Origin of the sequence: Parvularcula oceani, from assembly GCF_000733125.1 — a bacterium.
Lineage (GTDB): Bacteria > Pseudomonadota > Alphaproteobacteria > Caulobacterales > Parvularculaceae > Parvularcula > Parvularcula oceani.
Map to the genome: position 1 here is coordinate 359862 of NZ_JPHU01000002.1, position 15312 is coordinate 375173.

Annotated in this window: 15 protein-coding genes; 10 read left to right on the forward strand and 5 right to left on the reverse strand. The window is 67.9% G+C overall.

Annotated features, from left to right (window positions below; all coding sequences use genetic code 11):
* The first annotated feature begins 1 nt into the window (after window position 1).
* The 3 genes from tsaB to IE88_RS0104070 are packed head-to-tail and all read left to right on the forward strand — an operon-like array spanning window position 2 to window position 1504.
* The gene (gene tsaB, locus IE88_RS0104060; RefSeq protein WP_031550519.1) at window positions 2-637 is read left to right on the forward strand and encodes a tRNA (adenosine(37)-N6)-threonylcarbamoyltransferase complex dimerization subunit type 1 TsaB; all 636 of its coding nucleotides are present in this window, start codon (window positions 2-4) and stop codon (window positions 635-637) included.
* Window positions 634-1068, forward strand: coding sequence for a ribosomal protein S18-alanine N-acetyltransferase (gene rimI / locus IE88_RS0104065; protein WP_031550522.1), 435 nt, complete (start codon window positions 634-636; stop codon window positions 1066-1068). The genes tsaB and rimI overlap by 4 nt, the downstream gene beginning before the upstream one ends.
* A gap of 10 nt (window positions 1069-1078) precedes the next feature.
* Window positions 1079-1504, forward strand: coding sequence for a Fur family transcriptional regulator (locus IE88_RS0104070; RefSeq protein WP_031550526.1), 426 nt, complete (start codon window positions 1079-1081; stop codon window positions 1502-1504).
* Between the two features lie 20 nt (window positions 1505-1524).
* Here the strand turns inward: IE88_RS0104070 and IE88_RS0104075 are convergent, their stop codons facing one another.
* Both IE88_RS0104075 and IE88_RS0104080 read right to left on the reverse strand, forming a co-directional pair.
* On the reverse strand, window positions 1525-2262 hold the full coding sequence (locus tag IE88_RS0104075) for a hypothetical protein (protein WP_031550527.1): 738 nt from the start codon (window positions 2260-2262) through the stop codon (window positions 1525-1527).
* 2 nt (window positions 2263-2264) lie between these two features.
* On the reverse strand, window positions 2265-3080 hold the full coding sequence (locus IE88_RS0104080; protein WP_156032356.1) for a hypothetical protein: 816 nt from the start codon (window positions 3078-3080) through the stop codon (window positions 2265-2267).
* A gap of 43 nt (window positions 3081-3123) precedes the next feature.
* Here IE88_RS0104080 and IE88_RS0104085 point away from each other — a divergent pair, with 43 nt between their 5' ends.
* On the forward strand, window positions 3124-3741 hold the full coding sequence (locus IE88_RS0104085; protein ID WP_031550533.1) for a 2OG-Fe(II) oxygenase: 618 nt from the start codon (window positions 3124-3126) through the stop codon (window positions 3739-3741).
* A gap of 52 nt (window positions 3742-3793) precedes the next feature.
* Here the strand turns inward: IE88_RS0104085 and IE88_RS0104090 are convergent, their stop codons facing one another.
* Complete coding sequence (locus IE88_RS0104090; RefSeq protein WP_031550536.1) at window positions 3794-5386, reverse strand: isocitrate lyase; 1593 nt, start codon at window positions 5384-5386, stop codon at window positions 3794-3796.
* Window positions 5387-5554: 168 nt separating this feature from the next.
* On the opposite strand from IE88_RS0104090, the gene IE88_RS0104095 reads away from it, so the two are divergent.
* Together IE88_RS0104095 and IE88_RS0104100 are read left to right on the forward strand one after the other, a co-directional pair.
* Complete coding sequence (locus tag IE88_RS0104095; protein ID WP_031550538.1) at window positions 5555-6943, forward strand: helix-turn-helix domain-containing protein; 1389 nt, start codon at window positions 5555-5557, stop codon at window positions 6941-6943.
* 48 nt (window positions 6944-6991) lie between these two features.
* Entirely contained in the window at window positions 6992-9193 is a 2202-nt protein-coding gene (locus tag IE88_RS0104100; RefSeq protein ID WP_156032358.1) for a S9 family peptidase, read from the forward strand.
* A 35-nt stretch (window positions 9194-9228) separates the two neighbouring features.
* On the opposite strand, the gene IE88_RS0104105 is transcribed toward IE88_RS0104100, so the two are convergent.
* Complete coding sequence (locus IE88_RS0104105) at window positions 9229-9774, reverse strand: Hsp20/alpha crystallin family protein (protein ID WP_162178292.1); 546 nt, start codon at window positions 9772-9774, stop codon at window positions 9229-9231.
* Window positions 9775-9970: 196 nt separating this feature from the next.
* Between IE88_RS0104105 and IE88_RS0104110 the strand changes: the two genes are divergently transcribed.
* The gene (locus IE88_RS0104110) at window positions 9971-11047 is read left to right on the forward strand and encodes a PQQ-dependent sugar dehydrogenase (RefSeq protein ID WP_081871427.1); all 1077 of its coding nucleotides are present in this window, start codon (window positions 9971-9973) and stop codon (window positions 11045-11047) included.
* On the opposite strand, the gene gcvA is transcribed toward IE88_RS0104110, so the two are convergent.
* Window positions 11025-11927 (reverse strand): transcriptional regulator GcvA, encoded by a 903-nt coding sequence (gcvA, locus tag IE88_RS0104115; protein WP_031550550.1) that lies wholly within the window; start codon window positions 11925-11927, stop codon window positions 11025-11027. The two genes, IE88_RS0104110 and gcvA, sit on opposite strands and share 23 nt — an antisense overlap.
* Window positions 11928-12049: 122 nt before the next feature.
* On the opposite strand from gcvA, the gene cysG reads away from it, so the two are divergent.
* The 3 genes from cysG to IE88_RS0104130 all read left to right on the forward strand — a co-directional run.
* Window positions 12050-13531 carry a siroheme synthase CysG gene (gene cysG, locus IE88_RS0104120; RefSeq protein ID WP_051881479.1) on the forward strand — a complete coding sequence of 494 codons (1482 nt, stop codon included), beginning with the start codon at window positions 12050-12052 and terminating at the stop codon, window positions 13529-13531.
* Window positions 13528-13902: a DUF2849 domain-containing protein gene (locus IE88_RS0104125; RefSeq protein WP_051881480.1), complete on the forward strand. Its 375-nt coding sequence runs from the start codon at window positions 13528-13530 to the stop codon at window positions 13900-13902. The genes cysG and IE88_RS0104125 overlap by 4 nt, the downstream gene beginning before the upstream one ends.
* 2 nt (window positions 13903-13904) lie before the next feature.
* Window positions 13905-15312, forward strand: a 1408-nt coding sequence (locus IE88_RS0104130; protein ID WP_031550560.1) for a nitrite/sulfite reductase, incomplete at its 3' end; no start/stop codon positions are given.

The following is a 15312-nucleotide window of genomic DNA, read 5'->3' on the forward strand; positions in this document are numbered from 1 at the left end:
CGTGACCGCCGCCGGCCCCCTTCTCGCTCTCGATACCTGCCTCGCCGCCTGCTCGGCGGCGCTCCTGCGCGAGGACGGTGCCGTCTTCGCGCGGTCGGAGGTGATCGGCACGGGCCATTCCGAGCGCATCGCGCCCATGGTGGAAGAGCTGCTCGCCGAGGCCGGGGTCGAGGCGGCTGCGCTCACCCGCATCGCCGCGACCGTCGGTCCCGGCTCGTTCATGGGCACGCGCGTCGGGATCAGCCTCGCTAAGGGCCTGGCCCTGCCGCGCCGCCTGCCGACCGTGCCGGTCTCGACGCTCAGGGGCTTCGCCCTGTCCGCTGCCGGTCCGGCCTGCGTGCTGATCGATGCGCGGCGGGGACAGGCCTATGTCCAGCGCTTCGGGGCGGGCGGAGCGCCCTTGGGCGGACCCGAACTCCTGCCCCATGCCGAGGCCGTAAAGCGGGTTCGAAGCGGGGCCCGGATTGTGGGAACCGGTCTTCGCGCGATTCTCGCTCAGGAGGGAGCGGGCGACGAGATGACGGCGCCGGACCCCGAACGGATCGCGCGCTGGGCGGAGGCGGCGCCGCCCGCTCCGCTGCGTCCGCTCTATCTGCGGCCGCCCGACGCCAAGGCGCCGTCCCGGGCGCCGCTGTGAGGCCGGCCCGCCTGATCGACGCGCCGCGCCTCGCCGCCCTGCACGAGACCTGCTTTCCCGACAGCCCCTGGGACGAGGCCTATTGGCAGGACGCGGTCATGCTGACCGTGGTCGAGGTCGCCGAGCAGGGGCTCTGCCAGCTGCGCGTCGCGGCGGACGAGGCCGAGGTGATGACGATCTGCGTGGCGCCCGAAGCCCGCGGGCAGGGCCTCGGGCGCATGCTCCTCCGCGCTGCTGCGGCGAGGGCTCATGGCGCGGGCGCGGACCGGTTGTTCCTCGAAGTGGCCGTGGAAAATGCTCCCGCCCGATCCCTTTACGCGAAGCTCGGCTTCAAGGCCGTCGGACTGCGAAAGGGCTATTATGCCGCCGGCGGCGACGCGCTCGTCCTGGCGCGGGATCTTCCGCTTGAAGAGCCGGGCGCGGGCGACTAATCCTCTTTTCATGGACCGCATCGAGAAGATCTGCGTCGAGAAGGGCCTCCGCATGACCGGCCAGCGCCGCGTCATCACCAAGGTGATGTCGGAGGCCGAGGATCATCCGGACGTCGAGGAAATCCACCGGCGCGCCTCGGAGATCGATCCGGGCATCTCGGTCGCGACGGTCTACCGGACCATGCGCCTGCTCGAGGATTACGACGTGGTGCAGCGCCACGACTTCCAGGACGGGCATGGCCGCGCCCGCTACGAGGAGGCGCGCCCAGAGCATCACGACCACCTGATCGACGTGCGATCGGGCGAGGTGATCGAATTCGTCAATGACGAGATCGAGCGCCTGCAGGAGAAGATCGCGCGCGAGCACGGCTTCAAGCTGGTCGATCACCGGCTCGAACTCTATGGCGTCCCGCTCAAGGACGGCGAAAAGGGCTGAGCGCCGGGGCCTCTGCCCGCTCAGATATCGTCTCGCCAATGCGCCGTCGCCCAGGGCGCGGGGCGGGCGTGCTTATAGACCTTCTTGTACCAGCGCGCGGGCCATTCGCCGCGCGCCGCTTCGTCGATATCGGGACGCCCCGTGAAGGCGACGACCCGCGCCTCCTTCGGCAGCGCCGGCTCCCGCCACCAGTTCTGCGGGAATGGCGGCACGAGGTCGTGCTTGAACGAGAGCGCCCAGCCCCCGGGCCAGAAGGCCATTTCCCCGATCTCGGCCGAGACATAGGCCTGCTCCGTCCGGTAGCGCGCCAGCACCGCGCCCGGATCCGCCTCGAAGCGGTCGTAGAGATGGGCGTGCATGCCGGGCCGGAAGCGGAAGACGGATGTGTTGGCCGCCTGCCGCCCGCGCTGGGTCCAGTTCTCCGCGACGCAGAAGGCGCCGGGCCTGTGCGTGAAGAAGGGGGCGAGGGATCCCGTGACGATCATGTCGAGGTCGAGGAACAGGACATCGCCCTCAAGCCCCGCCAGCGGATGCTGCCAGACCGAGAGCTTGCGCCACGGGCTTTGCGTCAACGCCTCGGGCAGCGAGATCGGCGGCAGGGGATGGGCCTCCACTTCCGGGCGCAGCCCTGCGGGATCGTCGGTCAGGCAGACGAAGCGGAAGGGCTTTTCGAGATGGCGCGCCACCCCGGCATAGAGCCGGTTGACGTAAGGGGCCGGATAGCGCGTGCCCCAGCGCATGCAGAGGATGGTTCGCATGGTCAGGCCCGGTCCGTCCGCTCATGGGTGAAGAGGCCGCTCGGCACTCCGATCTTCCAGCCCGAGCGGCGCCAGACGGGTCCGTTCCACTCCTTCTCGATGTCGGGATGGCCGTTGACGCGCCGCCGCGAAGGATGCGCCTCGGCATGGGCGAGGATGCGTTCGAGAAAGAAGTCCCGCCGAAGCATGATCGACTGGTTCGTCCAGGGCAAAGCTGCCGCCGAGACCAGATAGGTTCCTTCGTCCGAGCGGTCGATCAGCCCGCGGTGGTGCCGGTCGGCCTGTTCGTGCACATAGACGGCGCTTCCGGCCAGGCGCTTCGCCTTTCCGGGCCGCAGGCTGCGGCGCAGGAGGGGCAGCATGCCCTCGCCGTGATAGCGGGCATATTTCGCCCTGGTATCGAATTTCTGCCCCGGCTCCCGGACCGATCGCAGGCGCACGACCTGGGCCTGGCCCGACAGGAGCAGGCGGGTGGCGAGTTCGATCTGGCGCGCCGTCTCCTCCCGGTCCTCGACCAGAGGCAGGTCGTTTTCGAGAAGAAGGAGGAGTTCGGACTCCATGGCCGAGGCCATGGCCTTGAAGCCGCCCAGAATGCCGAGGTTCTCCGCGCTCCCGCGCCAGTCGAGGCCGAAGCGGGCCGCGAGGGCCGCAGCCTCCGCATCGGCGTCCTGGAAGAAGACCATCGCCTCGCCGAAAAGCTCGAACAGCCCGGCTGCCTGATAGCTTTCGAGCGCGCGGGCGAAATCCGCATAGCCCCGCCAGCACAGCATGCCGACGCCGCGCCTGTCCCTCTCAGCCCTGGTCTTGCCTGCTGCCATCGCCAGCGGTTTAAGACGGCCGCGACACAAAGGCCACGCGACCATGCTGAACCTCGATGCCCTGCGCGCGGCGAAGACCCGTGAAGCGCCTTTCACCTATCTCGCGGCGCAGGGCGCGCTCAGCCGCGATGAGGCCGCCGGGGTGCGCGAGGATTTTCCGGCGATCGACAAGACGGGCTATCTGCCGCTGTCCAGGCTCGAGGCCCGCGGCCGCTTCGCCGAACTGGTGGAGGATCTGCGCTCGGAGGCGCTGGCGGAGGTCCTGTCGGACAAGCTGCGGCTCGATCTCGTCGGCAAGCCGCGCATGATCACGGTGCGGCGCCTGTCCAAGGCCGGCGACGGGCGCATCCATAACGACTCCGCCTCCAAGATCTGCACCATGCTCGTCTATCTCAATGACGAATGGGACCCGGCCGAGGGCGGCGCCATCCGCGCCCTGAACGGCCCGGACGACATGGACGACTACGCCGAGGAAGTCGCGCCGGTCGCGGGAAACGTCTTCGCCTTCGCGCGGTCCGAGACGAGCTGGCACGGCCACCCGCCCTTCGCGGGCGAGCGCTACGTGATCCAGACGACCTTCCTGACGAGCGAGGAGGAACTCGACCGCAAGGAGAAGCGCGGCGGCCTCCAGATGCGGCTCAAACGGCTCTTCGAACGGTAAAGAGGCGGGCCCGTAAGGCCCGCCTCTTCCTCTCCGCCCCGCGGCTGACGGATCAGCCGAACTGGTGCATCGTATTGTCTTCGCCGGCCGCCTTCAGCGCGGCCTCGCCGGCGAAATATTCCTTGTGGTCGTCGCCGATATCCGAGCCGGCCATGTTCTGGTGCTTCACGCAGGCGATGCCCTGCCGGATCTCCTGGCGCTGCACTTCCTTGACGTAGCCGAGCATCGCTTCTTCGCCGAAATAGCGCTTGGCGAGATTGTCGGTGCTGAGCGCCGCCGTGTGATAGGTCGGCAGGGTGATCAGGTGGTGGAAGATGCCGGCTCTGGCCGCGCCATCCTTCTGGAAGCTCTCGATGCGCCGGTCGGCTTCTGCGGCCAGCTCCGTCTCGTCATATTCGACGCTCATCAGCTGGGCGCGGTCATAGGCCGAGAGGTCGCGGCCTTCCGCCTCCCAGGCATCGAAGACCTGCTGGCGGAAGTTGAGCGTCCAGTTGAAGCTCGGAGAGTTGTTGTAGACGAGCTTGGCGTTCGGCACCGCCTCGCGGATGCGGTCGACCATGCCCGCGATCTGCTCGACATGCGGCTTCTCCGTCTCGATCCAGAGAAGGTCCGCGCCATGCTCCAGGCTGGCGATGCAGTCGAGCACGACCCGGTCTTCGCCTGTGCCCTTTCGGAACTGGAACAGGTTCGAGGGCAGGCGCTTGGGCCGCATCAGCTTCCCGTCGCGCTTGATCAGGACGTCGTTAGGCCCCGCCTCGTCGATCGTGATCTCTTCGCAGTCGAGGAAGCTGTTGTACTGATCGCCGAGATCGCCCTCTTCATGGCTGATCGCGATCTGCTTGGTCAGCCCCGCGCCGAGGCTGTCGGTGCGGGTGACGACGATGCCGTCATCGACGCCGAGCTCCAGGAAGGCGTAGCGGCAGGCGCGGACCTTGGCGAGGAAGTCCTCATGCGGAACCGTGACCTTGCCGTCCTGGTGTCCGCATTGCTTCTCGTCGGACACCTGGTTTTCGATCTGCAACGCGCAGGCGCCCGCCTCGATCATCTTCTTGGCGAGAAGATAGGTCGCTTCGGCATTGCCGAAGCCCGCATCGATATCGGCGATGATCGGCACGACATGAGTCTCATAGCCGTCGATCGCGTCCTGGATCCGCCGCTCGGCCAGCTCGTCGCCCGCCTCGCGCGCCGCGTCGAGATCGCGGAACATCCCGCCGAGCTCGCGCGCATCGGCCTGTTTGAGGAAGGTGTAGAGCTCCTCGATCAGGGCCGGGACGGCCGTCTTCTCGTGCATGGACTGGTCGGGCAGGGGGCCGAATTCCGACCGGAGGGCCGCGACCATCCAGCCCGACAGATAGAGATAGCGGCCCTTGGTCGTGCCGAAATGCTTCTTGATCGAGATCATCTTCTGCTGGCCGACAAATCCGTGCCAGCAGCCGAGCGACTGCGTGTAGTTCGCCGGGTCGCGGTCATAGGCGTCCATGTCGCGCCGCATGATGCCCGCGGTGTAGCGCGCGATGTCGAGCCCGGTGCGGAAGCGGTTCTGAAGTCGCATGCGCGCGGCGTTCTCGGCGTCGATGCCGTCCCACTTGCCGTCATGGGAGGAGATGAGCTGGCGGATTTCGCCGGCGGTGTCGGTATAGGACATGGGTGGCCCCTCAAGCTTGCGCCCGGCGATGGCCGGGCCGTCTGAGGCGAGGGTGGCACCGCCAAGGCGAGGGCGCTGCGGCCAAAGGGTGCGGCTGTCCGTCTTCACACATCGCTAGATGTAATGTTGTAAGGATTGTGCAGTCACGGCCCGAAAGGAGGCGCAGATATGCAGAAGCGCTCGCAATTCCTCGGCCCCCGCCTGCGCCGGCTGCGGCGGGATCTGGGGCTGACCCAGGCGGCCATGGCCGAGGATCTCGGCGTCTCCGCGTCCTATGTCGCCCTGATCGAGCGCAATCAGCGGCCGCTGACGGCGGAGCTCCTCTTGCGCCTTGCCCAGACCTATCAGGTCGATCTCGGCGCCTTCGCCGGCGATGGCGGCGCGGGGCAGGCGGCCCGCCTCGAAGAGGTGCTGCGCGATCCGATCTTCTCGGACCTCGACCTGCAACCGGGCGAGCCCGCCGACGTGGCTGGCAATTCCCCGGCCGTGACCGAGGCGGTGCTGCGCCTCTACACCGCCTATCGGGAGAGCCAGCTCGCCCTCGCCGACCGGCAGGAGGCGGGCAGCGAGAGCGATCCGCTCGAAGCCCTGCGCGCCTTTCTCGGCGCGCGGCACAACCATTTCCCCGTCCTCGACGAACAGGCCGAGAAACTGGCGGCGCGGGTCGAGGCGGCAGGCGGCTTCGCAGCCTATCTCAAGGACAGGCATGGCCTCGCCCTCAGGCGCATGCCGCCCGATGTGATGAACGGTGCTGTCCGGCGCTATGACCTGCACCGCCGGGCGCTCCTCCTCGACGACACGCTGGACGGGGCGGGCCGATCCTTCCAGATCGCGCTGCAACTCGCCTATCTCGAATTGGGCGACGCCCTGGGCGCCGCCGTGGCCGAAGGCCGCTTCGAGGGCGAGCAGGCGCAGAGGCTCGCGCGGCGCGCGGTCGCGAATTACGCGGCAGGCGCGATCCTCCTGCCCTATGGCGCCTTCCATTCGGAGGCCGAAGCGCGCGGCTATGACGTGGAAGCGCTGGGGCGGCGCTTCGGCACCAGCTTCGAGCAGACCGCGCATCGCCTGACGACGCTGCAAAAGCCCGGACGGGCGGGCGTGCCCTTCTTCTTCATCCGCGTGGACCGGGCGGGCAATGTCTCCAAGCGCCTCGATGGCGGCGCCTTCCCCTTTGCGCGGCATGGGGGGTCCTGTCCGCTCTGGTCGCTCCACCATGTCTTCGAGCGTCCCCGCGAGGTGGTGACCGAGACGGTGGAGCTGCCGACCGGCGAACGGTTCTTCTCCGTCGCCCGGACGGTCACCGCCGGGGGCGGCGCGCATGGCGCGCAGCGCGTGGTCCGTGCCGTGGCGCTCGGATGCGAGGCGGAGCATGCCCATCGCCTGATCTATGCGAAGGGTCAGCGGATCGAGGAGGGCCCCGCCACGCCCATCGGCGTCGCCTGCCGCCTCTGCCACAGGACGAACTGCCTCGCCCGGGCGGAGCCGCCGCTCGGCCGCGCCCTGATCGCGGACGATTACCGCCGCATGGCCGCGCCCTTCGGCTTCGCCGACGGCTGACGGCAAGGACCGCTTTTGCGGACCCCGCGCTTGGGCTAGGCCTTCGCCATGATCTTCTTCGCCGCGCCGCTCGCCCTGCTCATCGCCGCCAGCGCGGCCGATCCGTCAGGAGCCTCGATGACACAGACCCCGCCCGCCGCCGCGCAGGACACGCCGACGCCGCCGACCGCCAAGAAGGATCCTGTCACCTATACCCAGCACGACAGGACGCGGACCGACGAATATGCCTGGATGCGGGACGAGAACTGGCAGGACGTGCTGCGCGATCCTTCGGTGCTGCGGTCGGATATCCGCGAGCATCTGGAGGCGGAAGTCGCCTATTACGAGGCGATGACGAATGGGCTCGAGCCGCTGCGCAAGACGCTGTTCGAGGAGATGCGCGGGCGCATCAAGGAAGACGAGAGCTCCGTTCCCATGCCGGACGGCCCCTATGCCTATTATGTCCGCTACCGCGAAGGCGGCCAGTACCCGGTCTTCGCGCGCGAGCCCGTGGGCGGCGGCGACGAGCAGATGCTCTTCGATGGCGACAAGGAGGCCGAAGGCCATGACTTCTTCGATATCGGCGGGGTCGACGCCTCGAACGATTCCCGGCTGATCGCCTATTCGACAGATACGGTCGGCTCCGAATATTACGACATCCGCATCCGCAATATCGAGACGGGCGAAGAATACGCCGAGACCATTCCCTCGACCGATGGCGAGGTCGTCTGGGCCGCGGACTCCGGCTCCTTCTTCTATGTCGAGCGGGACGACAATCAGCGGCCCAAGCGCGTCAAGCATCACGTGCTCGGCACCGACCCGTCCGAGGACCGGCTGGTCTATGAGGAGCAGGACAATGCCATGTTCCTCGGCATAGACGAGACGACGTCGCGCGAGTTCATGGTGATCGGCATCGGAAACGGCGTGACCTCGGAGGCGCATGTCGTGCCTCTGGACGCGCCCGAGACCGAGCCGCGCCTGATCGCGGAACGCATCCATGACCAGCTCTACGACGTCGATCACCGCGAGGGCGTCTTCTACATCCATACGAATGCGGACGGCGCGACCGACTTCAAGATCGTCACCGCGCCGGAGGATGCGCCGGGGCGGGAGAACTGGACCGACTGGCTGGCCCACGAGACCGGGACCTATGTGACGGGCATCGAGACCTACAAGGACTGGCTCGTCAGGACCGAACGCAAGGACGGCCGTCCGCGCATCGTCATTTCCGATTACGACAAGGCCGAGCACGAGGTCGGCTTCGACCAGGACGCCTATGCCCTCTCGCTGCATGGCTGGGGCGAATACGACACCGATACGATCCGCTTCGGCTATGAGAGCCCGAGCCAGCCCGGACAGGTCTTCGACTACGATATCCGGTCTCGCGAGCGGACGCTGCGCAAGACGCAGGACGTGCCCTCGGGGCACGACCCGGACCTCTATGCGGTGGACGCGCTGACGGCGACGGCGGAGGACGGCTCGGAGATCCCGGTCACCGTCCTGCGCCTGAAGGACACGCCGCTCGACGGCAGCGCGCCGATCATGCTCTACGGCTACGGCTCCTACGGCGCCTATATCCCGGACGATTTCTCGACCTCGATCCTCAGCCTCGTCGACCGGGGCATGCCCTTCGCCCTCGCCCATATCCGCGGCGGCTCGGCCAAGGGGCGGCAATGGTATCTCGACGGGAAGCTGTCGAAGAAGGCGAACACCTTCACCGACTTCAATGCCGCCGCGCATATGCTGATCGAGAAAGGGTATACGGGTAAAGGCCGCATCGCCGCCTATGGCGGCTCGGCGGGCGGCCTTCTCGTCGGCGCGGCCGTGAACCTGGAGCCCGACCTCTACGGAGCGATCCTGGGCGCGGTGCCCTTCGTCGATGTCGTCACGACGATCTCGGACGACACCCTGCCGCTGACGCCGCCCGAATGGGACGAATGGGGCAATCCCATCACGGACGAGGCGGCCTATGAGACGATCGCGGCCTACAGCCCCTATGACAATATCCGCGAGGGCGAGAGCTATCCGCCGATCCTCGCGACCGGGGGCCTCGCCGATTACCGCGTCACCTATTGGGAACCGGCGAAGTGGATCGCGCGCCTGCGCGACCGGGCCGAGGGCGGACCCTTCCTCCTGCGGATGAATATGAGCGCCGGGCATGGCGGGTCCGCCGCCCGTTTCGAGCGGCTCGAAGAGCGGGCGCATCTTTACGCCTTCGCGCTCGACCGGCTGGGTCTTGGGGATTCGGAGCCGGTCGAACACGTCCGGTGAGACGAGGCGCGGTCCCGCCGATCGGCGGGACCGGGTCAGCTGTCCTGCGTCTCGTCCCCGGCTTCGGCGCTGCGGTCGCCATCCGCGGCGGAGCGGATCTCGATCCGCTTGCGTTCAGCCTCGGGCAGCGTGCGTTGCGGCAGGCTGATCGTCAGGACGCCATGCTCGTGATGCGCCTCGATCCGGTCGGCGTCGATATCCTCGGCGAGGCGGATCGAACGGCTGAACCGGCCATAACGGCGCTCGCGGCGGCTTCCGTCCTCGGCCTGCCGCTCCTCCTTCTTCTCGCCCGAGATCGTCAGGACCCCGTTCTCGACATCGACGGTCAGCTCCTCGGGGCGCACGCCCGGCGCCTCGACCGAGATGAGATAGCGGTCGCCGTCGCGGTCGATGTCGATCTCGGGAACGAAGGCGGCCCCATGGCCCCGACCACCGTCGCGGGGCGCGAAATCCGCCATGTAGCTGCCGAAGACGTCGTCCATCTCCCGCCGCAGATCGTCCATCATCCGGAAGGGCGACAGGCCGTAACCGAAGGATTGGGCGCCGGTGCGGGCAGGGGTGCTTCTTCCATAGCGAGCCATGATTTCCTCCATTCGTGACTCTGCACGAAAGGAACGAAAGACCCGCAGGCTCTGTTCCGCGATGCGCCGCAGGTGAACGGCTTTTCAGACAGCGCGTTCGCCCTAACTTCCCCTTCGACGCAACAAGGACATCCGGCCCGTGAACAGATCGACGCTCCTCGCCGCCACTGCCCTTCTTCTCGCCCCCGCCGCTGCCATGGCGCAGGAGACGGCCCAGACCTATCCCTTCGCAATCGAGGTGAAAGGCCAGCTCGACGAGCCGTGGGCGATGACCTTCCTGCCCGATGGCCGGATGCTGGTGACCGAAAAGCCCGGACAGCTTCACATCGTCACGCAGGACGGAGAGGCCTCCGAACCGGTCGAGGGCGTGCCCGAAGTCGCCTATTGCGGCCAGGGCGGCCTCGGCGACGTCGCGCTGCACCCCGATTATGCCGAGAACGATCTCGTCTATCTGACCTTTGCCGAGGCGGGAGAGAACGACACGCGCGGCGCGGCCATGGGACGGGGCACCCTCAATCTCGATGCGATGCGGATTGATGATTTCGAGGTCCTCTGGCGGCAGGATCCGAAAGTGACGGGCTGCGGCCATTACAGCCACAAGATCGCGTTCAGCCCCGACGGGCAGTACCTGTTCCTGTCCTCGGGCGAGCGGCAGAAGAAGGACCCCGCTCAGGACCGCTCCTCCAATCTCGGCGCGGTGCTGCGGCTGACCCTCGAGGGCGAAGCGGCCGAGGGCAATCCCTTCTACGATGAGGGCGGCGTGACGGCGCAGATCTGGTCCTATGGCCACCGCAACACGCTCGGCCTCGCCTTCGACGAGGAAGGGACGCTGTGGCAGCACGAGATGGGGCCCAAGGGCGGCGATGAGTTCCAGAAGATCGAGGAGGGCGAGAATTACGGCTGGCCCGTCGTCTCCAATGGCGACAATTACGACGGCTCGGACATCCCCGAGCACGATACGCGGCCGGAATTCCGCCAGCCCGACGAGTTCTGGAACCCGGTGATCTCGCCCTCCTCGATGATCATCTATGACGGCGCCATGTTCAACGCATGGCAGGGCTCGCCGCTGATCACCGGCCTCAACAGCCGGGCGCTGGTCCAGGTCTCCCTGAACTGCGAATGGGACAATCGCGAGATCTGCGAGGCGGAACGCTACGGCTTCGAGAACCGCCTGCGCGAGATCGAGCAGGGGCCCGACGGCGCGGTCTGGCTGCTCGAGGACGAGCGCGACGGCGAGGGCGGACGCCTCCTCAAGCTGACGCCGGCGGAGTGACCTGTTCGAGAAGCCAGGACTTGAAGGCCGCGACCTCCGGCAGGGCGGCCTTGGCGGAAGGGTGCACGACCCAATAGGAGAAATCCGTAGGCGTCGTGAAATCGAAGGGAATGACGAGGCGGGCCGCCACGAGGTCCGCCTCGGCCAGCGCGTATTTCGCCAGCGCGACGCCCTTGCCCGCCACCGCCGCCTCGATCGCGAGGGAGGACTGGTTGAAGCGGGGGCCGCGCGCACCGTCGATATCGGTGCCCGCCGCCTTCAGCCACATCGCCCAGGAGGGACCGTCCTCGGTCCGGCTGTCATCGTGCAGCAGGGTATGACGCGCGAGGTCGGAGGGCGTCTTCAGGGGCGGGTCCCCCCGCAGGAGGGCGGGGGCGCAGACCGGCACGATCCGCTCGGCCATGAGCAGGGTCGCGTCGAGGTTCTCGTATTCGCCGCGTCCGAAGCGGATCGCGATATCCGCCTCGCCGGAGGAGAAATCGACGAGTTGCATGTCCGCATGGACATAGACATCGATATCCGGGTGCGAGCTCTGAAAGCCGTCAAGGCGCGGCACCAGCCACTTCGAGGCGAAGGACGGCGCGGCCGAGACGGTGACGCGCCGAGGGCCGCCCCGCTCGGTCATCAATCGCGCGCCCGCCGCCAACCTGTCGAAGCCGTCGCGCAAGGACGGGAAGGCCGCGGAACCGGCCTCCGTCAGCTCCAGCCCGCGCGGGTCGCGGCGGAACAGCGCGACGCCCACGGTCTCTTCGAGGGCCTTGATCTGCTGGCTCACAGCGCCTGGCGTCACGGCGAGTTCGTCGGCCGCGCGGGCGAAGGAGAGATGGCGGGCCGCGGCTTCGAAGGCGCGGAGGGCATTGAGGGGAGGAAGTCGGCGCATGGATCGGGCTTCGTCGCGAGGGGGATTAGTATCTCTAATCGTCCCTGCTAGGAAGCCTCGTTTGCAAGATCGCCGCCTGCGCCCCAATTCCTTCTCCCAGGATCTTCGGTTTAGGTTTTCTGATGCGCTACTTTCCGGCCTTCTTCGATCTGCGCCACCGCGACGTCTATGTCAGCGGCGGCGGCGCCCTGGCCGCGCGCAAGGCGCGGCTTCTCCTCAAGGCCGATGCGCGGGTAACGTTCTGGGGCGCAGGCCCGGAGGCCCCTGTCCGAGCCGAATTCGATGGCCGTTGCGCCTTCGAAACGGAACAGCTCACGGCACTGTCTCCGCGTCCCGCCCTCGTCGTCGCGGCGAGCGGGGACGAAGAGGACGATGCGCGCGTGGCCGCGCTCGCCCGGGCGGCGGGCGTGCCGGTCAATGCGGTGGACCAGCCCCAAGCCTGCGACTTCGTCGTTCCCTCGCTGATCGAGCGGGGCGACGTGACGATTGGCATCTCGACCGGCGGCGCTGCGCCCGTCATCGGCCGCCGCCTGCGCGAGCGGATCGAGGCGCTGCTGCCCGCAAGGCTCGGTGCCCTCGTCGCTTTCGCCGGCGCGCGGCGCGGCGAGGTGGCCGAGCGCGTGGCGCCCGAGGCGCGGCGCGGCTTCTGGGAGCGCGTTCTGGCGGGTCCCGTGGCCGAGGCGGTTCTCGACGGCGACGAAGCGGGCGCCGAAGCGCGCTTCGCAGCGGCACTCGATGACAGCCGCCTGCCGCAGGGTCATGTCGCCATCGTCGGCGCGGGGCCGGGCGATCCCGAGCTTCTGACGCTCAAGGCGCTGCGCGTCCTGCAGGAGGCGGATGTCGTCCTCTACGACAATCTCGTCGGCACGGGTGTGTTGGAGCTGATCCGTCGCGACGCCGAGCGCGTCTATGTCGGTAAGAAGCGCTCGGATCACAGCCTACCGCAGGAAGAGATCGGCGCGCTGATGGTGCGCCTCGCGGGCGAGGGCAAGCGGGTGGTCCGGCTCAAGGGCGGCGATCCTTACGTCTTCGGCCGCGGCGGCGAAGAGCTCGACGTCCTGCGCGAGGCCGGGATCGCGGCGAGCGTGGTGCCCGGCATCACGGCGGCCGCGGGCTGCGGCGCGGATGCATCGGTCCCGCTGACCCATAGGGGGCTCAGCCAGGCCGTCACCTTCGTCACCGCCCAGGGCGGCAGCGGCGGCGCGCCGGGCATAGACTGGGAAGCGCTGGCGCGGCTGGGGCATACCATCGTGGTCTATATGGGCGTCGCCAAGGCAGGCGAAGTCGCGGGCAATCTGCGCGCGGGCGGCCTTGCGGCGGACACGCCGGTCGCCGTGATCGAGAAGGGCACTCTGCCCGAGCAGGCGATCGTCAAGACGGACCTTCAAAGGCTGCCCGACGACATCCTCGCCGGCGGCATCACCGGCCCGGCAATCCTCGTCATCGGCGCCGTCGCCGCAAGGGCCGACGGACGCGGCCTCGTCGACCTGACGAGAGCCTGCCAGCAGCACGACCTCCCCGCCGGAAGAGCCGCGACCGCGGCTCCGGGCATCCCCGCGCCCGTCGCCGAAGGCGTCAGCACCAAACAAAGAGCCTATTCATGAGCGCAGAAAACCCAGGTCCCCGCGCGCAGGCCCCGGCCAAGATCGCCGCTGGCGGCGTCAAGAAGGGCCGCAATGAGGGCGAGAAGATTCTCACGGCGAACCGCCTGCGCGACGGCGTGGTGATCTATCGCATGGGCGACGGTAGCTGGACCGAGGACATCTCCCGCGCGCAGGTCGTGGAGGGCGAGGACGCCATCGGCGCGCTCGCCATGGCGCAGGCGGACGAAAGCGAGAGCGTCGGAGCCTATCTCATGGACGTGGAGACGACGGGCGGCACGCATCCTTCCGGCCGCGGACGGCTGCGTGAGGAAATCCGAGAGGCGGGACCGACGATCCACCCCCAATTTGGCAGACAGGCAGAAAGAGCCTAGCCATGTATCAATACGACGACATCGACAAATCCATCGTCCAGGCGCGCGTCGACGAGTTCCGCGGCCAGGTTGAGCGGCGCCTGACGGGCGAGCTGACCGAGGACCAGTTCAAGCCGCTGCGGCTGATGAACGGGCTCTATCTGCAGCTTCACGCCTATATGCTGCGCGTCGCCATTCCGTATGGGACGCTGTCATCGGATCAGCTGCGCGTGCTCGCCGGCATCGCGCGCGATTACGACCGCGGCTATGGCCACATCACCACCCGCCAGAACATGCAGTTCAACTGGCCCGCGCTGGTCGACGTGCCGGATATCCTGCAGCGCCTCTGCGATGCGGAAATGCATGCGATCCAGACCAGCGGGAACTGCATCCGCAACACCACGACCGACCCCTTCGCCGGCGCCATCGCCGATGAGGTCGAGGATCCGCGCGTCTGGTGCGAGATCATCCGTCAGTGGTCGACCTTCCACCCCGAATTCTCCTTCCTGCCGCGCAAGTTCAAGATCGCGGTCACGGCCTCGGGCGAGGACCGCGCGGCGACGCAGGTGCACGATATCGGCCTGCAACTTCATCGGAATGCGGACGGAGAGATCGGCTTCAGGGTGCTGGTGGGCGGCGGCCTCGGCCGGACGCCTTATGTGGGCCATGTCGTGCGCGAATTCCTGCCGAAGGACGATCTCCTCAGCTATCTCGAAGCGATCCTGCGCGTCTACAACGTGCACGGACGGCGCGACAACATGTTCAAGGCGCGCATCAAGATCCTCGTCAACGAGATGGGCGAGGAGGCGTTCACCCATGCCGTCGAGGAAGAGTGGAAAGCCTTCCGCGAGATGGGCCCCGGCGGCAGCGTCGACCTGCCCGAGGCCGAGCGGGCGCGGATCGCGGGCTTCTTCGAAGAGCCGGAGCTGGCCGACCTGCCGGACGTCAGCGAAGCCTTCGAGGCGGCCAAGGCGCGCGACCCGCTCTTTGCCGCCTGGGCGAAGCGCAACGTTCACGACCACAAGCGTGCGGGCCATGCGGTCGTCACCGTCTCGCTGAAGCCGAACGGCAAACCGCCGGGCGACATCACGGCGGAGCAGATGGAGGCGCTGGCCGATCTGTCCGACCGCTACAGCGTCTCGGATATCCGCACCACGCATGAGCAGAACATGGTCCTGCCCCATGTGCGCAAGGACGACCTGCCCGCGCTCTATGCCGCGCTGCGCGAGCACGGGCTCGCCAGCCCCAATGCCGGGCTCGTCTCGGACATCATCGCCTGCCCGGGGCTCGACTATTGCAACCTCGCCAATACGCGCTCCATCCCGATCGCGAACCGCATCCAGGAGCGCTTCGCCGCCATCGAGCGGCAGGCGGAGATCGGCGAGCTCAAGATCAAGATCTCGGGCTGCATCAATGCCTGCGGCCATCACC